Genomic DNA, 22676 nt, shown 5'->3' on the forward strand with positions numbered 1-22676 from the left:
CGGGCGCCGACCAGCCGGGAGCCTCCTCGGCGGCCGGCTCGGGCACGACCGGGATCGCACCCGTGTGCCACGCACGCGCCTCGTCGAGCGACCGCCCGAACGGCGCGTAGGGCTCGGTGTACTCCACGGCGGGGCGCTCGGCGCCGCCGCCCGCCCAGCCCGAGTAGCCGCTGTAGGCCGTGAAGGCCGGCTCAGCCTCGGTCTCGGTCTCGGGCTCGGTCTCGGGCTGCGCCTCGACCGCAGCGGCGTCCGGCGTCGCCCGGTCGGGCTCCGCCTCCGGGTGCCGCTCGGTCGCGCCGGCGTCCCAGGAGGGTGCCCACGCGGGCTGCTCCTGCTGCGTCGACGGCGCGTCGTGGGCCGTCGGCTCGTCCTGCGGCGCCTCCCAGGAGGGGGCGTCCGCCATGGACCACGCCTGCTCGTCCGCGCGCGACGCCTCCAGCGGCTGCGACTCGGCCTGCACGGGCGCCCACGGCTGCTCGTCCTGCGGCGCCTCCCAGGAGGGTGCCGCAGGGGAGGACCACGCCTGCTCGTCCGCGCGCGCCGCCTCCAGCGGCTGCGACTCGGCCTGCACCGGCGCCCACGGCTGCTCGTCCTGCGGCGCCTGCCAGGCGGGGGTCGTGTCGTCCTGCGGCTGGCGCTGCGCGAGGTCGGACGCACCGCCGCGCGACGGCAGCGAGGATGCCTCGCCCTGCCAGGTCGGGGCGGACCAGGCGTCGGCCTGCGGCGCGGGAGCGGGGTCGGGCTCGAGCGCCGGCACCTCGACCGCGGGGGCGGCCTCGGACGTCGGCGCCTCGGGCGCGGGAGCGGGGTCCGGCGCGGGCACGGCCGCCTCGCGTCCGCGGAACCCGGAGAACAGGCCGGCACGTGCGGCGGGGTCGGCGAGGGCCGCCTGCCGCCCGGCGTCGGGCTCGGGCTCGGCGACGGGAGCGGGTGCGGCGGAGCGCGACCGCGTGGGCAGCCCGGTGGCGCGCGGCGCGGCCAGGACGGCCGGCGACCACTCGCCCGTGTCGACCGAGAGCTCGGGCGACAGCGTCGTCTCGGGCGCGACGGGCAGGACGATGTTGTCCTCGTCGAACGTCTTGCGCGAGCGCGTCGGCAGCTCGCCGGGCGTCCCGACCAGGCCGGCGGCGGGAGCCCCGGCCTCCGTGATGGGCGCACGCGCCGCGGCGGGCGCGGTCGGCAGCGGCGCGGCACCGGCCTCGTCGCCCCGGCGCCGCCGCGGCAGGCCCAGGTCGGTCTGGCCGTCGGTGAGCTGCGCGAGGTCCACCTCGCGGACCGCGGGCGCCTCGATCTGCTGCGCCGCCGGGGCCGCGACCTGCGCCGCGGGCGGCGCGCCGTAGGCGTTGACCTCGTTGGCGGAGAACAGCGTGTTCGGGAACCGGACGAACGCCTCGGTACCGGTGCCCCCGACCCGCTTGCGCAGCGTGACCTCGGCGCCCAGGCGCTGCGCGAGGCGGCCGACGACGAACAGGCCCAGGCGCTGCGCGCCGAGCGCGTCACCGGCGGAGACGGACACGATCTTGGTGTTGGCGGCCTCGATCTCGGCGTCCGTCATGCCCAGGCCCTGGTCGGTGATCCGGACGATCACCGAACCGCCGGTGATGCCGGTGGTGACGACGACGGGCGTCTCGGGCTCCGAGAACACGGTGGCGTTCTCGAGGAGCTCGGCGATGAGGTGGGCGGCCGAGAGGGCGTTGAACCCGAGCATGTGCGGGTCGACCTGCAGGTCGAGCTCGACGCGGTCGTACTGCTCGATCTCGGAGGAGGCGGTCCGGATGACGTCGGACAGCGGCATGGCGTCACGCAGGCGACGGCCCGAGTCGATGCCGGCGAGCACCAGCAGGGACTCGGCGTTGCGGCGCATCCGGGTCGCGAGGTGGTCCAGGCGGAAGAGGTTCGCCAGCGTGCCCGGGTCCTCCTCGGCGCGCTCGAGCGAGTCGATGAACGACAGCTGACGGTTGAGGAGCACCTGGTCGCGACGCGCGACGTTGACGAACATCTCGGCGATCGAGCCGCGCAGCGCGGCCTGCTCCTGCGCGACCTGCACGGTCGTGGCGTTCACGGCGTTGAACGCCTGCGCGAGGCGGCCGACCTCGTCGTTGGAGCGGACCGGGATGGGGGCGAGCGTGATCTCGGGGCCCTCACCGGGCGTCGAGACCTGCTCGACGAGGCGGGGCAGCTGCTCGCGGACGTCCGCGGCGGCGCCGGTGAGGCGCCGCAGCGGGACGACGATCGACCGGGCGACGGTGATCGCGAGGAGGAAGGACGCGGCGAGGGCCGCGATCGCGATGCCGACGGTCACGACGGCGGTGTCACGCGCGGACGACGCGGCGGCCGCGGCGGTGTCGGTCGCCTTGTCGATGATCGACTGGTTGATCGACGCGAGAGCGGTGAACTGGGTCGTGGTCTCCTGCGACCACTGCTCGAGGTCGACCGAGCCGAACGCGGCGAGCGTGCCCTGCGTGAGGAGCGCGCGCATCGAGCGGACGGCCGCGTTCGGGTCACCGGTGCTGATCGCGACGCCGTCGAGGCGCAGGTCGCCGACCGCGGTGCGGGCGCGCTCGCGGGCGAGCTCGGTGGCGGTCACCTGGTCGGCGAACGTCCGCGCCGCGACGGGGCTGTCGATCGGGGCGGTCTTGAGCTCGACACCGGTGATGTACTCGTTGACCAGCGCGTCGACGAGGAGGGCGACCTCACGGTTGGCGCGGATGTAGGTGGCGAGGTCGCGGTCGCGCAGCGAGTTCGCGACGCCCTCGACGACGTGGTCCTGACCGTCGACGATGTCCTGGAAGCCGTTGCGGAGGATCGCGCGCTGCGTCTGGTTGTCGACGCGGTCGCGGACCTGCTGCAGACCGCTCGAGTACGTCTTCTGCTGGTCCTGGAAGTCGCGCACCACCGACGCCGGGAACTGCGACAGGTCGATGTCCTGCGTGACCTCGCGGGCCGCGGACAGCGCCTGGTCGGTGGCCTGGCGGGCGGCGGCGATCTGCTCCGCCGAGGCGCCCGTGAGCGAGAGGATCCGCTCCTGCTGGAGCGCGGCCGACACCGGGGACATGACGTCGAGCGTGCGGACGACGTTCTGCGTGGCCTGGGCGTAGCGCAGGTCCTGGATCGCGCCGAGGGAGATGTAGGTGCCTGCGAGGAGCAGGACGATCATGGGCACGGCGAGGACCGCCAGGACCTTGGCACGGATTCCGAGCCGTCGCAGCATGTCGATCCTTCCCTTTCGCCCGACGTCGGACGCTCACGCGGGATACCGCTCGCGCCCGCAACGCGGTCACCGCAGGTGACTGCCGTCTGCGCTTCATCGGTACCTGAACACCGGACCATTAGCCCGCCGCCAGAGTTTGCCACGGACGTCACCCGTACCGATACGCCACGTTCGTCGCGAATCGGGCACCCCCGGGCTGCGCGCCCGGCGCGCCTCCGGGCACCCACCCACCCGGTCGGCCTACCGTGCCGCGGTGCGTGCCGTCGTGGTCGACTCCCCCGGGGGCCCGCAGGCGTTGCGCGTCGCGCAGGTGCCGGAGCCCGAGCCGGGCCCGGGTCAGCTCCTGCTCGACGTGGCCGCCGCGGGCGTGAACCGTGCTGACCTGCTGCAGCGGGCGGGGCACTACCCGTCGCCGCCCGGCGCCCCGCCGTGGCCGGGCCTCGAGGTCGCGGGCACGGTCGCCGCGGTGGGACCGCCCGCGACGACGCACGACGGCGCACCGCTCGCCGGCGCCTCCCCGCAGGTCGGGGACCGGGTCGCGGCGCTGCTCGCGGGCGGCGGCTACGCCGACCGGGTGGTCGTGGACGCGACGCACGTGCTGCCCGTGCCGGCGCACGTGTCCCTCGTCGACGCGGCCGGGCTGCCCGAGGCCGTCGCGACGCTGTGGTCGAACATGCGGGCCGCGCACCTCGCGCCGGGCGAGACGGTGCTCGTGCACGGCGGGTCGGGGGGCGTGGGATCGGTCGCGGTGCAGGTGCTGCACGCGCTCGGGCACCGGGTGGTCGCGACCGCGGGCGGCGCCGAGCGGTGCGCACGCGTGGCCGCGCTGGGGGCGGACGTCGTGGTGGACCACCGCGCGCAGGACGTGCGTGAGGTGGTGCAGGGCGCGACGGAGGGGCGGGGCGTGGACGTCGTGCTCGACGTGCTGGGCGGTCGCGCGCTCGGCGACAACGTCCGGCTGCTCGCCGAGGGCGGGCGGCTCGTCGTCATCGGGCTGCAGCAGGGGGCGCGCGGCGAGCTCGACCTGCCGGCGCTCATGGCACGGCGCGGGTCGGTGATCGCGACGACGCTGCGGGACCGCCCCGCCGCGCAGAAGACGCGGATCGTGCAGGACGTCCGCGAGCACGTGTGGCCGCTCGTGCTCGACGGCCGGGTGCGGCCGGTGGTCCAGGAGCGCCTGCCGCTGGCCGACGCGGCCCGCGCGCACGAGCTCCTCGAGCGGGGGGACGTGTTCGGCAAGCTCCTGCTGCTGCCCTGACGGCCCGCCGCCGCGGTCCGCTCAGTCCAGCAGGCCGGCCGCGAGCGCCGGGGCGATCACGGGCGTCAGCGGCAGTCGCGGGACCAGCGTCGCCTGCACCGCGTGGTAGAGGTCCGCCTTGCCGGCCCACACCGTGCGGGTCACGCGGTTGTCCGTGCCCAGCTCGTGCCACCACGACCCGCCGTCGCGGTCGATCACGTGCTCGCCGACGTACTCCCACCACTGCGTGTAGAGGTCGTCCCAGCGCGGGTCGCCGGTCGCGGCGTGCAGCGCCGCGACCGCCGCGACCGCCTCGGCCACGACCCAGTGCATGCGCTCGCGCACCACGGGTCGCCCCTGCCAGTCGACCGTGTAGACGAATCCCGGTGCGCCGTCGACGTGCCAGCCCTCGCGCACGCCCGCGTCGGCCAGCGCGACCGCGTCGTCCAGCATCCAGGCGGGGGCGACGTCCCCGCGGGCCGTCAGCGCCGCGCGCGTGTGCAGCGCGAGGCGCGCCCACTCGAACCAGTGCCCGATCGTCGCGCCGTACGGGCGGAACGGGTGGGCGGGGGTGTCGGCGTTGTACTCGAGGTCGGGCGCCCACGTGGCGTCGAAGTGCTCGGGGATGCGCCACGAGTTCGCGCGCGCGAAGCCGTGCACGACCCGCTCGACGATCCGCGCCGCCCGGTCGAGCCAGACGCGGTCGCCCGTGACGTCGGCCGCCGCGAGGTACGCCTCGACCGTGTGCATGTTGGCGTTGACGCCGCGGTAGGGGTCGAGCTCGGTGAACGTGCGGTCCCACTCCTCGACGACCATGCCCGCGGCGTCGTCCCAGAACCGCTGCTCCTGCACCGCGAGCGCGGCGTCGAGCAGGTCGCGCGCGCCGGGGCGGCCGGCGACGGTCGCGCTCGCGGCGGCGAGCACGACGAACGCGTGCGGGTACGCGGCCTTGGTCGTGTCGCGGGGCGTGCCGTCGGCGTCGACCTCGGCGAACCAGCCGCCGTGCGCGTCGTCGTGGAACGGGCCCGAGATCGCGGCGACCCCGTGGTCGACGAGCGCGGCCGACCCGGGCCGGCCCGCGAGGTGCGCGAGCGCGTAGACGTGCGTCATGCGGCACGCGATCCACAGCTCGGCGGGGCCGGGCAGCGGCCGCCCGACGTCGTCGAGCCGCGCGAACCCCGTGCGGGCGCGCGCGGCGCGCCCGAAGTCCCACAGCCGGTCGGTCTCGCCCTCGAGCCAGCGCGCGTGCGCCGGTGTGCTGAGCCACGCCATGGCCGCCAGCGTAGTTGCGGGGCTCGCCGCGCGGGGCTGCGCCGCGCGGCCCGCTCGACCATGATGGGCGGGGTGAGCGACGGCGAGCGGCACGACGGCACCTCCCCCGACCCCGCACGCGCGGAGCACGCGCCCGACGGGCCGCGGGTCGTGGTCGTGCCCGCGGCCGGCGGGGGCGACGACGGCCGGGGCGCGCAGCCCGACGAGACGCGCGACGAGGACGTCACGGGCATGGTCGAGCAGCCCGCGAAGGTCATGCGCATCGGCACGATGATCAAGCAGCTGCTCGACGAGGTGCGCTCGGCGCCGCTCGACGACGCGGCCCGCGCGCGGCTCGCCGAGATCCACGAGCGGTCGCTGCACGAGCTCGAGGAGGGGCTGTCCCCCGAGCTCGTCGCCGAGCTGCACCGCATCACGCTCCCGCTGGCGGAGGACGCGGCGCCGTCCGACGCCGAGCTGCGGATCGCGCAGGCGCAGCTGGTGGGGTGGCTCGAGGGGCTGTTCCACGGCATCCAGACCGCGCTCGTGGCGCAGCAGATGGCCGCGCAGGCGCAGCTCACGCAGATGCGACGCGCGCTCCCGCCGGGCCACCCGTCGGTGCCCGGCGGCGGGTTCGGCGTGCCGACCGGGCGCCAGGACGGGCCCGACGACATGCGCCCGTCGACCGGGCAGTACCTCTAGCCCCGGCGACCTCCGACGCCGGGTGCCCGTCAGCCCGGCGCGGGCGGCTGCCCGTCGCCCGGGCCCGGGCCCGACGGGTCGCTCCCGCCGCGCGCGGTCAGGGCGATCGCGCCGGACACGAGCACGAGGCCGACGAGCTCGAGGCCGTGCGGCAGCTGCCGCAGCACGACCGCGCCGACGACCGCGGCGGTCGCGGGCAGCAGCGCGAGCAGCACCGCGAACGTCGCGGCGCTCACGCGTCGCAGCACGACCTGCTCGAGCGCGTACGGCACGACCGACGAGCACACCGCGATGACGACGACGAGCAGCGCGAGCCGGGCGTCGTGCAGCACGGGCCCGGCGCCGCCCGCGAGGAACGGCGCGAGCACGAGCCCGCCCGCGGCCATCGCGACCGCGAGGCCGCTCGCGCCGGGCGTGCCGGCGCGCGCCACGCGCCGCCCGAGCACGATGTAGCCGGCCCAGCACGCCGCGGCCACGCCGATCGCGACGAGCCCCGTGACGGCGCCCGGGCCGGTGTCGAGGCTGACGCCCGCGAGCAGCACGACCCCGACGGCGGCCACGCCGATCGCGGCGCGCTCGCGCCAGCCCGAGCCCGTGACGGCGGCGACGGCCACCGGGCCGAGGAACTCGAGCGCGACGGCCGTGCCGAGCGGCAGGTGCTCGATCGCGACGTAGAACGCGACGTTCATGGTCGCCAGGACCACGCCGAACAGGACCGTGACCGCCAGCCTCCGCGGCTCCCACAGCGCGCGCACGCGCCACGGGCGGCGCCACGCGAGCAGCAGCACGCCCGCGACGGCGACGCGCAGCCACGCGACCGTGCCCGCGGGGAGCACCGCGAACAGCCCGACCGCGACCGCCGCGCCGAGGTACTGCGTCAGCCCGGAGACGACGAACAGCGCGGGGGCGGGCACGGCGCCAGGCTACGCGGCGCCGTGCCCGCCCCCGGGCGTGCGGCTCACCCCTTGACGGACCCCGCGAGCAGGCCGCGGACGAAGTACCGCTGGAGCGACAGGAACACCAGCGCCGGCACGATGATCGACACGAACGCACCCGCCGACAGCAGGAACCACTGCGACCCGCGGGTCCCCGTGAGGTTGAACAGCGCGACGGTCATGGGCGCGACCGTGTTGGACGACCCGGCGAACGTCAGCGCCACGAGCAGGTCGTTCCACACCCACAGGAACTGGTAGATGCCGAACGCCGCGAGCGCGGGCTTGAGCAGCGGCAGCATGAGCCGGAAGAACACCGTGACGTGCGCGGCGCCGTCGACGCGCGCGGCCTCGATCAGCTCGCCCGGGATCTCCCGCATGAAGTTGTGCAGCAGGAAGACCGCGAGCGGCAGGCCGAACATCGTGTGCGAGATCCACACGGCCCAGAACGTGCCCGCCACGCCGATGTCGGCGTACAGCGTCAGCAGCGGGATGAGCGTGACCTGGATCGGGACGACCTGCAGCGCGAACACGGCGACGAACAGGGCGTCCCGGCCCGGGAACCGCATCCACGCGAACGAGTACGCCGCGAGCGTCGCGAGGAAGATCGGCAGCACGACCGACGGGATCGTGATGACGACCGAGTTGATGATGAACGGCAGCAGCGACTGCGACGAGTCGACCGCCATGACCGTCTGGTAGTTCTCGAGCGTGAAGTTCGGGTTCGTCAGGACGGTCCACCAGCCGGTCGCGTTGATGTCGGCCGCGGGCCGGAACGACGTGACGAGCAGCCCGAACGTCGGGATGGTCCAGATCACCGCGAGCACGACGGCGGCGAACGTCGCCCAGGGCGACGTCAGGCGCTTCTTCGTGGCCCGCAGCGTGGCGCCGACGTCGCCGCGCACGGTGCCGGCGTCGCTGCCGGCGGGTGCGACGACCTGCGGCGGGGGCGGGGTCGTGGTCATCGTGCCTCCGCTCGTCGCAGCTGCCGGACGTTGTAGACGATGATCGGGATCACCAGGATGAACAGCAGGACCGCGAGCGCGGCGCCGAGCCCCTGGTTCCCGGCCGTGAAGGACTGCGTGTAGAACTCGTTCGCGACGACCGAGGTGCCGTAGAGGCCACCGGTCATGGTGCGGACGATGTCGAACACCTTGAGGCACCCGATGGCGATGGTCGTGAGGACCACGACCAGGGTCGGGCGGATCGCGGGCACGGTGACGAACCGGAACATCTCCGTGGCGGTGACGCCGTCGAGGCGCGCGGCCTCGACGATCTCGGCGGGGATCGCCTTGATCGCGGCCGACAGGATCGTCATCGCGAAGCCCGCCTGGATCCAGATCATCACGACGATGAGGAACAGGTTGTTCCACGGCTGGTTCAGCAGGAACTGCTGCGGCGGCAGGCCGACCCACACGAGCAGCTGGTTGAGCAGGCCGATCTGGGCGGGGTTGTTGGCGACGGTCGGGTCGTAGAACCGGTACTCGTAGACGAACTTCCAGATGATCGACGCGCCGACGAACGAGATCGCCATCGGCAGGAAGATCAGCGCCTTGGCGGCGGCCTCGCCGCGTGCGCCGTTGACCCAGATCGCGTACAGCAGGCCGACGACGGTCGCGACGACGGGCGTGACGAGCACCCACAGCACGGTGTTGCGCAGGACCACGAGCTGGTCGGGCGAGCTGAACACCGCGGTGTAGTTGCTCAGGCCGACGAACGACGAGCCCGCCGCGTCGTACAGCGAGCGCACGACCGTGCGACCCGCGGGGTACACGAGCCCGACGAGCAGCAGCAGCACGGTCGGGCCGACGAAGAACCACGCGACGCGGCGGGCGCCGCGCCGTTCCAGCAACGAGACGACGAGCAGGACCAGGCCGATCACCGCGGCGAACGCCACGAGCGCCAGCACCATCGCGACGAGCTTGTCGGCGATGTTCATCGAGCCTCCCAGGGCAGGGGACCGTGGACGGGGGCGGGGCGCACGCGCGCACCGGGGATGACGGCCGGACCGTCCCACCACGCGGGGCGGGACGGTCCGGCCGCGGACCGGACGTGCGGGCCCGTCAGGACCCGCGCGTCACGTCACCCGTCACGGCCAGGCGGCCTCGATCTTGTCGAGCGTCTCCTGGGTGGACTGCCCCGTGATCCACGCGGTCGCCTCGCGCCAGAACGCGCCGTTGCCGACGGCGGCGGGCATCTGGTCGGAGCCGTCGAACCGGAACTCGGAGGCCGGGTCGAGCAGGATCTCGGCCGAGAGCTTGTCGATCGGGTTCACGAGGTTCGCGGTGTCGAGACCCTTGTTGGCGGAGATCCAGCCGCCGTTGGTCTCGTCGGACGAGGCCTTGGCCTTGAGGTTGGCCCACGTGTCGGTGGACCAGAACTCGAGGAGGGCCTGCACCTCGGGGCGGTCGGAGAACGCGGTGACGAACTCACCGGCGCCGAGGACCGGCTTGGTCGAGTCGTCCTTGGCGGGCAGGTAGAACGCGAACACGTCGCCGTCCTCGGCGATGTTCGTGCCCTCCGGGAAGTTCGCCGCGTAGAACGACGCCTGGCGGTGCAGCGAGCACTGGTCCTGCAGGATCGGCAGGCCCGCGTCCTGGAACGCGGTGGTGGCGATCGTCGAGACGTCGCCGAAGCCGCCGTTCACGTTGGCGGGGTCCTTGAGGTACTCGCCGACCATGTCGAGGGCCTCGGTCGGCACCTCGGAGTTGAACGCGATCTCGTGCTTGACCCACTGGTCGTACACGTCGCCGCCGCCGACGCGCAGGACGAAGTCCTCCATCCAGTCGGTGAGCGGCCAGCCCGTGGCCTCGCCGGACGCGATGCCCGCGCACCACGGCTTGTTGTTGCCGTCCGCGACGATCTTCTCGGTGAGGCTCTTGAGCTCGTCGAGCGTCTGCGGGACCTCGTAGCCGTTGTCCTTGAACTGCTTCGGCGAGTACCAGACGAGCGACTTCACGCTCGCGCCCGACGGTGCGGCGTAGAACGTGCCGTCGACGGACCCGAGCTCCTTCCAGGACGGGTCCCAGAACTCCTCGACGTTCTTGGCGACGCCCTCCGGTGCCGCCTTGACCGTGCCGGTCGCGACCAGCTGGGCCAGCAGGCCGGGCTGCGGGACGATCGCGATGTCGGGCGTGTTGCCCGCCTGCGCGCGGACCAGGATCTGCTGCTCGAACTGCTTGTCGGCCTGGTAGTCGACCTTCGCGCCCGTGCACTCCTCGAACGGCTTGAAGGACGTGATGTAGGGCGTGTCCTCGGGCGCGACGATCCCGGCGTAGACCGTGATCGTCTTGCCGCTGAGGTCGCCGTACTGCTCGTAGTCGGCGCAGTCGACCGACCCGCCGGCGGTGCCGCCGGACGTCCCGGTGCCGCCCGGCGTCCCGCCCTCACCCGTGCTGCAGGCCGCGAGCGCGAGCGCCGCGACCGTCCCGGCGACCAGTGCGCCGGCACGCCTGTGCATGTGCCTCATCGATCCCCCAAAACGTCGTTGTCCTCCGATAACCGGCGCAACGACACAACGCCGTCCGGCGCGTCGTCGCAAGCAGGGCAGCGCTCGATTCGGTCACGATTCGGTCACGTCGCCCCTGAGGCACGTCGGAATGCGCTCACCTGGGACCTCGTGCCCACGGCCCCACGCACGCGGCGTGCTGGCCTGCGGCGGCGTCGCCGCGGGGTCGTGCAGGGCGCGTCAGCGCAGCACGCGCCGCAGCACCTCGACCGCGCCGTCGTCCTCGATCGTGCCCGTCACCTCGTCCGCCGCGGACCGCACGACGTCGCTCGCGTGGCCCATCGCGACGCCGCACGCGGCCCACCGCAGCATCTCGACGTCGTTCTCGCCGTCGCCCAGCGCGAGCGTCTCGTACGGCTCGACGCCGAGCTCGCGACGCACGTCCTCGAGCGCGCTCGCCTTGGTGACGCCGCCCGGCGTGAGGTCGAGCCACGCCGACCAGCCGACCGCGTACGTCACCTCGCGCAGACCGACGCGCTCGACCAGCGCGTGGAACTCCTCGGGGGTGCTGTCCGGCGCCCGCACCACGACACGCGTCGCCGGGGCCGCCGCGAGCTCGTCGAGCGTCGCGACCGTCTGCTCGCCCGTCAGCTCGTTCGGCGGGAACGGCTGCGACACCAGGAACCCCACGCCGAGGTCCTCGACCGCGAACAGCGCGTCCGGCAGCTCCAGCGCGAGCGTCCGCAGCGCCGGTCCGGGGTCGAACGTCACGGTGCGCACCAGCGCGTACCCGCCCGGCTCGTCGGGGTCGAGCCGCGCCGTCACGGCGCCGTTGGACGCGACCACGTAACCCGTCGTCAGGCCCAGGTCGGCCGCCACGCGCGTCGCCGAGTGCACCGCGCGCCCCGTCGCGACGACCACGTGCACGCCCGCCTCGACGAGCGCCGCGACCCCCGCGCGGACCTCCGCGGAGATCACGCCGTCGTACGACATGAGGGTCCCGTCGACGTCGAGCGCGACGAGGCGCGTGCGGCTCACCGCACCGGCTCCAGCACCTCGAGGCCGCCCAGGTACGGGCGCAGGCCCTCGGGGACCCGCACCGAGCCGTCGGCCTGCTGGTGGTTCTCCAGCAGCGCGACGATCCAGCGCGTCGTGGCGAGCGTGCCGTTGAGCGTCGCGACCGTGCGCGTGCCGTCCTCGGTGCGCTCGCGCACCCCCAGGCGGCGGGCCTGGAACGTCGTGCAGTTCGACGTCGACGTGAGCTCGAGCCAGCGCTGCTGGCTCGGCAGCCACGCCTCGCAGTCGAACTTGCGCGCCGCGCTGCTGCCCAGGTCGCCCGCCGCGGTGTCGATCACGCGGTACGGCAGCTCGGCGAGCGCGAGCATCTCCTTCTCCCACGCGAGGATCCGCCGGTGCTCGTCCGCCGCGTCCTCCGGGCGCGCCCACACGAACGCCTCGACCTTGTGGAACTGGTGCACGCGGATGATGCCGCGCGTGTCCTTGCCGTACGACCCGGCCTCGCGCCGGTAGCACGCGCTCCACCCCGCGTACCGCAGCGGGCCGTCCGACAGGTCGACGATCTCGCCCGCGTGGAAGCCCGCGAGCGCGACCTCGCTCGTGCCGACCAGGTACAGGTCGTCGGCCTCGAGGCGGTAGATCTCGTCGGCGTGCGCGCCGAGGAACCCGGTGCCCGCCATGATCTCCGGCTTCACGAGCGTCGGCGTGATCGTCAGCGTGAAGCCGTTGCGCGTCGCGAGGTCCACGGCCGCGTTGAGCAGCGCGAGCTCGAGGCGCGCGCCGACGCCGGTGAGGAAGTAGAACCGCGACCCGGAGACCTTCGCACCGCGCTCGGTGTCGATCGCGCGCAGCCCCTCCCCGAGGTCGAGGTGGTCCTTCACGACGAAGTCGGGCCCGTACTCGGCCGCGAGGTCGCGCGGCGTGCCGACCTGCTCGAGCACGACGTAGTCGTCCTCGCCGCCCGCGGGCACGCCCTCCTCCACGACGTTGCCGATGCGGCGCGCGAGCTCGGTCGCGCGCTCCTCGGCCGCGGCCGCGTCGGCCTGCAGCGCCTTGACCCGCGCCGCGAGGTCCTTGGTGTGCGCCAGCAGCGCCTGCTTCTCGTCGCCCGACGCCTGCGCGACCCGCTTGCCGAGGGACTTCTGCTCGGCCCGCAGCGTCTCGAACTCGGTGAGCGCGGAGCGCCGGCGCGCGTCCGCGTCGAGCACCTCGTCGACGAGGTGCGGGTCCTCGCCGCGCGCCACCTGGCTGGCACGCACGACGTCCGGGTCCTGGCGCAGGAGCTGCAGATCGATCACCCCCCGACCCTACCGACCCGGCCCCGGCGACCGCCCCCGGGCGCCCCCGGCGGCGCGCCTGGCGCCGCCGCGGGCACCGCCGCGGGCACCCGTGGCGCGTCCCGGCCTGCGCCCGGGCCTGCACGGCCGTAGATTCCGGGCATGTCGTGGGTCGGGTGGGTGGCGGTCTCCGCCGGTGTGCTGGCGCTCGTGGCGGTCGCGCTGGGGCTGTGGGTCTACCGCCAGCAGGGCCGCCTGCGCGCGCAGGTGGCGGCCGTCGCGCCTGCCGGCACGGACGCCGGGCAGGCGCCGCGCGGCCAGCTCGTCGCGTTCGTCGCCAACCCCTCGAAGCCCGACGTGACGTCGCTGCGCGCGGCCGTCCGCAAGGCCGCGAGCGAGCAGTACCTGCCGGAGCCCCTGTGGTTCGAGACGACCGTCGAGGACCCCGGCGTCGGGCAGGCGCGCGAGGCCGTGGCGGCCGGCGCCGACCTCGTCGTCGCGGTCGGCGGCGACGGCACCGTGCGCGCGGTCGCCGAGGCGCTCGCGGGCACCGGCGTGCCGATGGGCCTCATGCCGCTGGGCACCGGCAACCTCCTGGCCCGCAACCTCGACGTGCCGCTCAACGACCCGATCGGCGCGATGCAGCTCGCGGTCGACGGCCAGGACAAGCGCATCGACGTCGGCTGGCTGCGCGTCCTGCGGCACGAGTCCGAGATGGACGACGACATCGCCGAGGCCGCGGACGACGAGCCCGCCGACACCGACGAGCCGCGCGACCACATCTTCCTCGTCATCGCCGGCCTCGGGTTCGACGCCGCGATGGTCGCCGACGCCGACGACCAGCTCAAGGCACGCATGGGCTGGATCGCCTACTTCGTCGCGGGGGTCAAGCACCTGCACGGCCGCCGGCTGCGCGTCCGGCTCGCGCTCGACGGCAGGCCCGCGCAGCACGTGCGGCTGCGCAGCCTGCTCATCGGCAACTGCGGGCGCCTGCCCGGCGGCATCACGCTGCTGCCCGACGCGGTGCTCGACGACGGCGTGCTCGACGTCGCCGTCATCGACACGCGCGGCGGCATCGCCGGATGGGCTCAGCTGCTCGGCGAGGTCGTGCTGCAGGGCGTCGGCGTGCGCAACGAGCTGCCCAACAAGATCGGCCGCATCGACCACGCCCGCGCGCGCGAGCTGCACATCGAGGTCGCGGGCGGCGAGCACGTGCAGGTCGACGGCGACATCGTGGGCCGCGCGCGCGAGCTCACGGCGCGCGTCGACCCCGGCGCGCTCGTCGTGCGCGTCGCGCGCTGACGCGTCCGGCACGTCGCGCGCCGACGCGTCAGGTCACGTCGCCCGCGCGCAGCCGCGCGAGCCAGCTCCGCGCCTCGACGAAGTCCGCGTCCGCCGTGCCCACGTGCACGAGCGGCGCGACCGCGTCCGCGCGCGGGTAGGAGCCGAGGAAGCGCACGTACGGGCAGCGCCGGTGCAGCCCCATGAGCGCCTCGCCCACGCGCTCGTCCGTCACGTGCCCCTCCGCGTCGATCGAGAACGAGTACCGGCCCAGCGCGTCGCCGATCGGACGCGACTCGATGCGCGAGAGGTTCACGCCCCGCGCGGCGAACTGCTCGAGCATCGCGAGCAGCGCACCCGCCTCGTTGTCGGGCAGGTGCACCACGAGCGTCGTCTTGTCGGCCCCCGTCGGCGCGGGCACCTCCCCCGGCGGGCCCACGACGACGAACCGCGTGAGCGCCGACGGGTTGTCCGCGACGCGCTCGGCGAGCGGCACGAGCCCGTACGTCGCGACGGCCGCGGGTGGCACGAGCGCCGCGTCGAACGCGAGCCCCCGGGCCGCGTCCGGGTCCCCCGACGCGAGCGCGTCCGACAGCAGCGCCGCCGGCGCCGTGTTGCTCGTCGCCGGCACGTGCACCGCACCCGGCACGTGCGCCGCGAGCCACCGCCGGCACTGCACCCACGCGTGCGGGTGCGCCGACACGCGCCGCACGTCGGCCAGCCGCGCACCCGGCGCGGCGACGAGCGTGAACTGCACCGGCACCAGCACCTCGCGCAGCAGCACGAGCGGCTCACCCGTCGCCAGGGAGTCGAGGGTCGCGGTCACGCCGCCCTCCGCGGTCGACTCGATCGCGACCACCGCACGGTCGGCGTCGCCCGAGCGCACGGCCGCGAGCGCCGAACCCACGTCCGTCTGCGGCAGGTAGACCGCGTCGTCGCTCGACGCGACCTGCCGCAGCGCCTCCTCCGTGAACGTCCCCGCCGGCCCGAGGTACGCGTAGCGCAGCACCGTCATGCCCACTCCCTCCGCACGTCGTCGCCGTCGAGGCCCGCGTGCGGCGGACCTGTGCACGCGCCGCGAGGGCTTCGCGTCCGCTCGGTGCGCGGCCGCGCCCGCGGCGCCGCCGAGCCTAGTGCCCGCACGTACGCTGGGTCGGTGCCCCGGACCCTCCGCGCGCTGACCGCTGCCCTCGTCACCGGCCTCGCCCTCCTCGTCGCGGCGCCCGCGCACGCCGCCGAGCCGGACGCCGCGCCCGGGCCCGTCGTGCTGGTCGGCGTCGCCGGGCTGCGCTGGGACGACATCGGGTCGCTCACGACGCCCGCGCTGTGGGGCCTGTCCCGCGCGGGCTCCGTCGGCGACGTCACGACCCGCTCGGTGCGCTCGCGCGCGTGCCCCGCCGACGGCTGGCTCGCCGTCTCCGCCGGCAACCGCGCCGCCGACCTGCCCGCCGAGGACGGCACGTGCCGCACGCTGCGCGACCCCGGCGAGTCCGGTCAGGTCCCCGGCTGGGAGGACTACCGCGCGGCCGCCGCGGGCGAGTCCTACCGCGCGCGCCTCGGCCTGCTCGGCGGCGAGCTCGAGCGGTCCGGCACCACCGCCACCGGCATCGGCCCGGGCGCCGCGATCGCGCTCGCCGACGCCGACGGCGTCCCGGTCGGCACGCACCTGCGCATGCCCGCGCAGCAGCGCGACCTGCAGCGCGCGGTGCGCGAGGCCGCCGCGACCTCGCAGCTCGTCGTCGTCGACGCGGGTGTCGTCCGCGACCCCGGCTGGGCGACCGCGGCCCGCCCCAGCACCCCCACCCCGACCGTCGCGCCGGGCGAGGAGGAGGACCCCGGGCTCGGCCTCGGCGGCACGCAGGAGCTGCCCGGGTCCGAGTCGATCGTCGAGCCGACGCGCGCGCAGCAGGCCGTGACGATCGACGCGCACGTCGACGCGGTGCTCGACGGCCTGCGCGGCACGGACGCGACCGTGCTCGTGGTGTCCCTGGCGGACTCGGGACGCGTGGCGCTGCAGCTCGCCGCCGCGACCGGGCCGCGCGCGAGCGGCGACGCCTACGGCGCGAGCCTGCTCACGTCGGGGTCCACGCGGCAGCAGGGGCTCGTGCAGACCGTCGACGTCACGCCGACCCTCCTGTCGCTGCTGGGCCTGCCCGACGTGCCCACGATCCCCGGTGCGCAGATCGTCCCGACGCCCGGGCCCGCGACCGGCGGCGCACGCGTCGCGCGCGTGCTCGACATCCAGGAGGAGGCCAGCGCGATCACGCGCGTGCACGGCGCCTTCTCGGCGCGCATGGTGCTGAGCCAGGCCGCGCTGTTCCTCGTCGCGGCCGTGGTGCTGCTGCTGCGCGGGCGCACCGACCGCGCACCGCTGCGTCCCGCGCTGAGGGCCCTGCAGGTCGCCGCGCTCGCGCTCGGCGCCGCCCCCGTCGCGTCGTTCCTCGCCGGGACCGTGCCGTGGTGGCGCGCCGACCGGCCCACGACCGCGTTCTGGGCGGTCGTGGTCGGCTGGATCGCCGTCGTCACGGCGGTCGCCCTCGCCGGGCCGTGGCGGCGGTACGTGCTCGGGCCGGCGGGCGTGGTCGCGGGGGTCACGGTGGGCGTGATCCTGGTCGACGCCGTCACGGGCTCGAACCTGCTCGTCGACTCGCCGCTCGGTGCGCACCGCATCCTCGCGGCGCGGTTCTACGGCATGAGCAACCAGGCGTTCGCGCTGGTCCTGGCCGCGGGCGTCCTCGTCGCCGTGGTCGTGGCCGACGCGCTGCTGCGCCGCGGGCACCGCCGGGCCGCTGTCGCGGCGGTCGCCGGGATCGGGCTGGCGATCGTCGTGGTCAACGGCTCGCCGTCGTGGGGCGCCGACTTCGGCGGCCCGCCCGCGCTGCTCGTCGCGTTCGCGATGCTCGCGGTGGCCGTCAGCGGCCGTCGCGTCTCGTGGCGGACCGTGCTGATCGTGTGCGCCGTCGGCGGTGCCGTCGTGCTGGGCTTCGCGTACCTCGACTGGCTGCGCCCCGCCGCGGACCGCACGCACGTCGGCCGGTTCCTCGACACCGTCATCGACGGCGGCCTGTGGGACGTGGTCTGGCGCAAGCTCTCGGTGAACCTGCGCGTCCTGACGTCGTGGCGCTACCTGGTGCTGGCGATCGGCGGCGTCGCTCTCGTGCTGCTCGTGCTCGTGGGCCCGCGCCCGCGGCGCGGCGCGCTCATGGGCGAGGGCTCGCCCCTGGCCGGTCTGCAGCGCGCGGTCCCGCTGCTGCGGCCCGCGGTCGCGGCCACGGGCGTCGCGCTCACGGTCGGGTTCCTCATGAACGACTCGGGCATCATCGTGCCGGCCATGGGCATCGCCGTCGCGGTGCCGTGCCTCGTGGCCGCCGCCGCGCAGTGGCGCCTCGACGCGGGCGCGGACGACGCGGACGCGACCGGGCCCGGGTCGTCGCCCGACGGTGCCGCCGCCGAGGTCAGCGCTCGGCCGGACGCTCCCGCGGGGTCGTCGCCCGCTTGAGGCCCCCGACCGCGGCACGCGCCCGGCGCGCGTTGACGGCGATCTGCACGTCGCGGTACTGCGCCGCACGGTGCAGCTGACCCTTGAGGTCGGAGCCCGACGGGCGGTGCCGCAGCTCGCACGGCACCTCGAGGACCCGGAAGCCCTGCCGCAGCAGGTCGATCGTCATGCCCGTCTCGACGCCCCAGCCGCGCGCGAGCGGCGTGGCCGCCTCGAACGCCTCCCGCGTGAGGCAGCGCATGCCCGACAGCGGCTGCGTGGGGGTCCACCCGGTCATCGACGCGATCGCGCGGCGTGCGGCACCGACGACGATGCCGCGCCCACCCGCACCGGGCTGCGGGGGCAGCAGCGCGATCGTCAGGTCGGCGACGCCCTCGAGCACCGGCGGCACGAGCGGCGCGGTGTTGACGGCCGTCTCGGCGAGGTCGCCGTCGATGAACAGCAGGTGCCGCGGCGCCCGGTCCGGCGCGTCGCGCATCGCGACGACCGCGGCGCCCGTCTCCATCGCGGCGGCCTTGCCGCGGTTGTGCGAGTGCCGCACGACGACCGCTCCGGCCTCGCGCGCGACGTGCTGCGTGTTGTCCTCCGAGCCGTCGTCGACGACGAGCACGAGGTCGACGTACGGGATCGCGCGGGCGGCGCGGACGGTCGCCGCGATGCGGCGCGACTCGTCCTTGGCCGGGATGATCACGGCGACCCGCTGCCGCGGGGGGCGGGCGGCGCGCGGCGCGGGCGCGCGGCGCTCCGCCGTCGGGGGGGTCGCGGTCGCGTCGTCGGTCGCGTCGGCCCCCGGTCGGACGCCCTCGCTCCCCGTGCCAGTCACGGTGACCACCCTATCGACCGCGGGAGGGTGGTCGCCTCACGAGCGACGGGCCCGTCCTGGTGAGCGGCAGTGCGGGCGTCCGCCTGCAGACGGCCCTCGCCTCGACCCGACCGGGTGGGCTGAGGCCGGAGCTCTCCGCCCCTCCGCGAACGTCGAGCCTCGTAATGGAAACAGTCGGCAGAACTACCCACGACAGCCGGACGACCGCGCTAAGGTTCACGAACGACTAATCATCCTGAGTCAGGGGGAAAAATGAGGTCCGATAGGCGCGCACGCGCGGTGGTGATAACACTCCTTCTGAGTGCGTTCATCGCCAACAGTTTGTCCTACCTTCCGTTGCCCGATCCCGCAAGACTGCTGCTGCGCATCGCCAGCCTCCCGCTCGCGATCACCGCACTTCTCATCGTCATGACGACGAAACGACGAGACAACGAGACGACGAGATCGCGATGGTCAACCTGGATGGCCGTCGCGGCAGCGTTCACCGCCGGCGCCCTGGCTTGGGGCACGCTAGCGCCCGCGGCATGGAAGGACGCCGACGCGGCCCGGTTCGCGCTCGAGCTGGACGCACCGACGCAGAGTCTGTCCACCGTGTCCGTCTCGACGCAGACCATCGACCTGAACGACAAGGAGCTTGCCGACAGAGCCCTCGACGACGCCGCAGCCAAGGCTGAGCAGTTCGTCGACATCACCGGGATACAGGCCGACAAGCTCGTCGCGGGGGCGCACGCGGCTGGCTACGAACCACGCAGCGGCCTGATCCCGGAATGGGCTCAGGCGTCCGTGCAGTCGTTTGGCGGGTGGCAGCTGGTGACAGTACCACTGTCAGGAACCGACCTGCCTGAACTGAGCAAGGTGACTTACTTCAAGATGGGTGACTCCGCCGAGGTCGTCGAGTGGGCCGCTTCCCTTACGGCAGACAACACTGTGAGCGTGGACGGATGGCAGAACGGACAGAAGTTCCGCGAGGCCCTGTTCGTGATCGAAGGCGCCAATCAGGACGGGGCGTCTATCACCAGCGTCGGGCTCAACCAGAAGAAGCTCGAGCGCTGCCTGACTGCGAACGGCATGCCGCAGTGGATCGTCACAACGATCTTCTCGGTGTGCACAGCCGTCTGCATCTTCACGCTGGGCGTGGGCTGCATCGTGTGCATCAGCGCGTGGGCTGGCGCCAACTCGGCGATCATCTACGACTGCGTCAAGCGGGCGTGGACGTAACGTCGTAGCGGGTGGTCAGCAGCGCGAGGTAGCGGTGGTCATCGGAGACCACTCAAGTCACACCTCGCGCTGCTGCACCGTCCAGTCACATGCGGTCGCGCTCAGCGCAGCGTGACCTGGCGGGCCACGAGGCCCGCGCGGGCGCGGCGCGCGTCAGCGTCGAGCGGGGCGTCGTCCGCGAGGGCCGCGGCGAGCGCGGGCGCGAACGCCTTCACGCCGTCCTCGACGTCCTCGGCCTCCGAGCCGCGCGCGAGCTCCCACACCGGGACCACGATGCCCGCGGCGCGGAAGTACCCGATGAACTTGTGGCCGTCGAACCCGGACTCCCGGCGGCCGTGCAGGCGCGCCAGGCCGTCGAGCACGACCTGCTCGTCGTCGGCCTGCGCCCAGCGCAGGTACTCGCGCGCCCCCATGCGGCACCAGTACGCGGACTCGACGGACGCCAGCCGGCGCGTGTCGACGATGCCGGCATCGGCGTCCTCCATCGCGGCCTGCAGGTCGGGCGTGATCTCGGTGCTGGGGTCCAGCCAGTACGCGAAGCTCTCCTGGACCGTGACCTCGAACGGGACGGTCGGGTCGAGGACGTCCTGCAGGCGGGGGCCGGGGGTCGGCAGGCCGATGGTCTCGATCGCGGTGCCCGGCTCGGCGTCGAGCGCGAGCAGCAGGGCCGTCGCGACGTCGCGCGACGCGTCGCCCGAGCTCGTGCCCGTCTGCAGCGCGACGAGCACGACGCCGTCGGCGCGGTGCAGCGCCGCCCACGAGTTCGGCAGGATCGTCGTCACGAGGACGTCACGCGCACCGTGCTCGGCGGTCGTGCGGACCGTCGCGGTCGCGGCGGGCACGAGCTCGCGCATCGCGACCCAGTCGGGCTCACCCGGGAGCCCCTCGAACGGGCGCAGCACGAACTCGGTCGTCTTCTTGGCCATGCGCGCCAGCCTAGCGAGTCGGTGCCCACGACCCTGCGCCGGTCCGCCCACCCACCGAGCCCCCCCGACCCCGGACCGGGGCGGTGCACGGGTGGTCCGAGCAGGTGCGCGGCGGGGCCCGGCTGCGGGAGGATCAAGGTATGCACCCGCGCGCCGGCACCCCCGCCCAGCCCTCCGACCTCGTCGACGTCGACGCCCTGCTGACCGCGTACCACGACCGCGAGCCCGACCTCGACGACCCCGCGCAGCGGGTCGTGTTCGGCACGTCGGGCCACCGCGGGTCCGCGCTCGACGGCGCGTTCAACGAGGCGCACATCGTCGCGATCACCCAGGCCATCGTCGAGTACCGCCGCGCGCAGGGCACCGACGGCCCCCTGTTCATCGGGCGCGACACGCACGCGCTGTCCGAGCCCGCGTGGACGACCGCGCTCGAGGTGCTCGCGGCGGCCGAGGTCGAGGTGCACGTCGACGCGCGCGACTCGTGGACCCCGACGCCCGCGGTCTCGCTCGCGATCCTGCGCCACAACGGCGCGGGCACCGCCGCGGGCGTGCGCACGCACGGCCCGGGCCTGGCCGACGGCATCGTCGTCACCCCGTCGCACAACCCGCCGCGCGACGGCGGCTTCAAGTACAACCCGCCGCACGGCGGTCCCGCCGGCTCGGACGCGACCGGGTGGATCGCGGACCGCGCCAACGAGATCCTGCGCAGCGGGTGGCGGAACGTGCCGCGCGTGGGTGTCGTGCAGGCGCTCGCGGCGCCCACGACCCGCAAGCACGACTACCTCACGTCGTACGTCGACGACCTCGCGAACGTCGTCGACCTCGACGCGATCCGCGCGGCGGGCGTGCGCATCGGCGCCGACCCGCTCGGCGGCGCATCCGTCGAGTACTGGGGCGCGATCGGCGAGCGCTACGGGCTCGACCTCACGGTCGTCAACCCCGAGGTCGACCCGCGGTGGGCGTTCATGACCCTCGACTGGGACGGCAAGATCCGCATGGACTGCTCGTCGCCGTACGCGATGGCGTCGCTGCTCGAGCGCATGCAGCCCGGCCCCGACGGGCGGACGCCGTTCGACATCGCGACGGGCAACGACGCCGACTCCGACCGGCACGGCATCGTGACGCCCGACGCGGGGCTCATGAACCCCAACCACTACCTCGCCGTCGCGATCGCGTACCTCTACGGCGGCGCGCGCCCGGGCTGGCCCGCGGGCACCGCGATCGGCAAGACGCTCGTGTCGTCGTCGCTGATCGACCGCGTCGCGGCGTCGCTCGACCGCCGCCTGCTCGAGGTGCCGGTCGGCTTCAAGTGGTTCGTGCCCGGTCTCATCGACGGGGCCGTCGGGTTCGGCGGCGAGGAGTCCGCGGGCGCGTCGTTCCTGCGCACCGACGGCACGGTGTGGACGACCGACAAGGACGGGATCCTGCCCGCGCTGCTCGCCTCCGAGATCCTCGCGACGACCGGCAGGAGCCCGTCGCAGCACCACGCCGAGCTCGTCGACCGGTTCGGCGAGTCGTTCTACGCGCGCGTCGACGCCGCGGCCACGCGCGAGCAGAAGGCGACGCTCGCGGCGCTCTCTCCCGAGCAGGTCACGGCCACCGAGCTCGCGGGCGAGCCGATCACGGCCAAGCTCACGCGCGCGCCGGGCAACGACGCCGCGATCGGCGGCCTCAAGGTCACCACCGAGAACGCGTGGTTCGCGGCCCGCCCGTCCGGCACCGAGGACGTCTACAAGATCTACGCCGAGTCGTTCGTGTCCCCCGAGCACCTCGCGCAGGTGCAGGAGGCCGCGAAGGACGTCGTCGCGCAGGCCCTGCAGGCCTGACACCGCCGGGGAGGGTGACCGGATCGCA

The 22676-nt window shown here is 74.5% G+C and carries 17 protein-coding genes; 6 read left to right on the forward strand and 11 right to left on the reverse strand.

Annotated features, from left to right (window positions below):
• A partial coding sequence (locus CS2_RS13015; protein ID WP_070320322.1) for an ATP-binding protein occupies window positions 1–3211 on the reverse strand: 3211 nt, incomplete at its 3' end.
• 253 nt (window positions 3212–3464) lie between these two features.
• Between CS2_RS13015 and CS2_RS13020 the strand changes: the two genes are divergently transcribed.
• A complete protein-coding gene (locus CS2_RS13020; RefSeq protein ID WP_046529369.1) occupies window positions 3465–4469 on the forward strand; it encodes an NAD(P)H-quinone oxidoreductase in 1005 nt (334 codons plus the stop codon).
• 21 nt (window positions 4470–4490) lie between these two features.
• On the opposite strand, the gene CS2_RS13025 is transcribed toward CS2_RS13020, so the two are convergent.
• The gene (locus tag CS2_RS13025) at window positions 4491–5720 is read right to left on the reverse strand and encodes an AGE family epimerase/isomerase (RefSeq protein WP_070320323.1); all 1230 of its coding nucleotides are present in this window, start codon (window positions 5718–5720) and stop codon (window positions 4491–4493) included.
• A 63-nt stretch (window positions 5721–5783) separates the two neighbouring features.
• On the opposite strand from CS2_RS13025, the gene CS2_RS13030 reads away from it, so the two are divergent.
• A complete protein-coding gene (locus CS2_RS13030) occupies window positions 5784–6401 on the forward strand; it encodes a bacterial proteasome activator family protein (RefSeq protein WP_070320324.1) in 618 nt (205 codons plus the stop codon).
• A gap of 29 nt (window positions 6402–6430) precedes the next feature.
• Here CS2_RS13030 and CS2_RS13035 read toward each other — a convergent pair whose 3' ends face one another.
• The 6 genes from CS2_RS13035 to serS form a co-directional block, all read right to left on the reverse strand.
• The gene (locus CS2_RS13035; RefSeq protein WP_070320325.1) at window positions 6431–7315 is read right to left on the reverse strand and encodes an EamA family transporter; all 885 of its coding nucleotides are present in this window, start codon (window positions 7313–7315) and stop codon (window positions 6431–6433) included.
• Window positions 7316–7359: 44 nt separating this feature from the next.
• Window positions 7360–8298, reverse strand: a complete 939-nt coding sequence (locus CS2_RS13040; RefSeq protein ID WP_082131488.1) for a carbohydrate ABC transporter permease — start codon at window positions 8296–8298, stop codon at window positions 7360–7362.
• Window positions 8295–9272 carry a carbohydrate ABC transporter permease gene (locus CS2_RS13045; protein WP_070320326.1) on the reverse strand — a complete coding sequence of 326 codons (978 nt, stop codon included), beginning with the start codon at window positions 9270–9272 and terminating at the stop codon, window positions 8295–8297. The genes CS2_RS13040 and CS2_RS13045 overlap by 4 nt, the downstream gene beginning before the upstream one ends.
• 150 nt (window positions 9273–9422) lie before the next feature.
• Window positions 9423–10793 (reverse strand): ABC transporter substrate-binding protein, encoded by a 1371-nt coding sequence (locus CS2_RS13050; RefSeq protein ID WP_307416503.1) that lies wholly within the window; start codon window positions 10791–10793, stop codon window positions 9423–9425.
• A 228-nt stretch (window positions 10794–11021) separates the two neighbouring features.
• Window positions 11022–11819, reverse strand: a complete 798-nt coding sequence (locus CS2_RS13055) for an HAD family hydrolase (protein WP_046529375.1) — start codon at window positions 11817–11819, stop codon at window positions 11022–11024.
• The gene (gene serS, locus CS2_RS13060; RefSeq protein WP_046529376.1) at window positions 11816–13096 is read right to left on the reverse strand and encodes a serine--tRNA ligase; all 1281 of its coding nucleotides are present in this window, start codon (window positions 13094–13096) and stop codon (window positions 11816–11818) included. The genes CS2_RS13055 and serS overlap by 4 nt, the downstream gene beginning before the upstream one ends.
• Window positions 13097–13237: 141 nt before the next feature.
• On the opposite strand from serS, the gene CS2_RS13065 reads away from it, so the two are divergent.
• Window positions 13238–14377, forward strand: coding sequence for a diacylglycerol/lipid kinase family protein (locus tag CS2_RS13065; RefSeq protein WP_070320328.1), 1140 nt, complete (start codon window positions 13238–13240; stop codon window positions 14375–14377).
• Between the two features lie 28 nt (window positions 14378–14405).
• Here CS2_RS13065 and pheA read toward each other — a convergent pair whose 3' ends face one another.
• On the reverse strand, window positions 14406–15371 hold the full coding sequence (gene pheA / locus CS2_RS13070; protein ID WP_046530874.1) for a prephenate dehydratase: 966 nt from the start codon (window positions 15369–15371) through the stop codon (window positions 14406–14408).
• 141 nt (window positions 15372–15512) lie between these two features.
• Here pheA and CS2_RS18865 point away from each other — a divergent pair, with 141 nt between their 5' ends.
• Window positions 15513–17855 carry a hypothetical protein gene (locus CS2_RS18865; RefSeq protein ID WP_070320329.1) on the forward strand — a complete coding sequence of 781 codons (2343 nt, stop codon included), beginning with the start codon at window positions 15513–15515 and terminating at the stop codon, window positions 17853–17855.
• On the opposite strand, the gene CS2_RS13080 is transcribed toward CS2_RS18865, so the two are convergent.
• Window positions 17812–18678 (reverse strand): glycosyltransferase family 2 protein, encoded by an 867-nt coding sequence (locus CS2_RS13080; protein ID WP_070320333.1) that lies wholly within the window; start codon window positions 18676–18678, stop codon window positions 17812–17814. The two genes, CS2_RS18865 and CS2_RS13080, sit on opposite strands and share 44 nt — an antisense overlap.
• 279 nt (window positions 18679–18957) lie before the next feature.
• Between CS2_RS13080 and CS2_RS13085 the strand changes: the two genes are divergently transcribed.
• On the forward strand, window positions 18958–19896 hold the full coding sequence (locus CS2_RS13085; protein ID WP_070320330.1) for a hypothetical protein: 939 nt from the start codon (window positions 18958–18960) through the stop codon (window positions 19894–19896).
• 101 nt (window positions 19897–19997) lie between these two features.
• Here CS2_RS13085 and CS2_RS13090 read toward each other — a convergent pair whose 3' ends face one another.
• On the reverse strand, window positions 19998–20822 hold the full coding sequence (locus tag CS2_RS13090; RefSeq protein WP_070320331.1) for a DUF5926 family protein: 825 nt from the start codon (window positions 20820–20822) through the stop codon (window positions 19998–20000).
• 140 nt (window positions 20823–20962) lie between these two features.
• Here CS2_RS13090 and pgm point away from each other — a divergent pair, with 140 nt between their 5' ends.
• On the forward strand, window positions 20963–22648 hold the full coding sequence (gene pgm / locus CS2_RS13095) for a phosphoglucomutase (alpha-D-glucose-1,6-bisphosphate-dependent) (protein ID WP_070320332.1): 1686 nt from the start codon (window positions 20963–20965) through the stop codon (window positions 22646–22648).
• The last annotated feature ends 28 nt before the right edge of the window (window positions 22649–22676 follow it).

The organism is Cellulomonas iranensis NBRC 101100 = JCM 18110 (assembly GCF_001552375.1).
Classification (GTDB): Bacteria; Actinomycetota; Actinomycetes; order Actinomycetales; family Cellulomonadaceae; genus Cellulomonas; species Cellulomonas iranensis.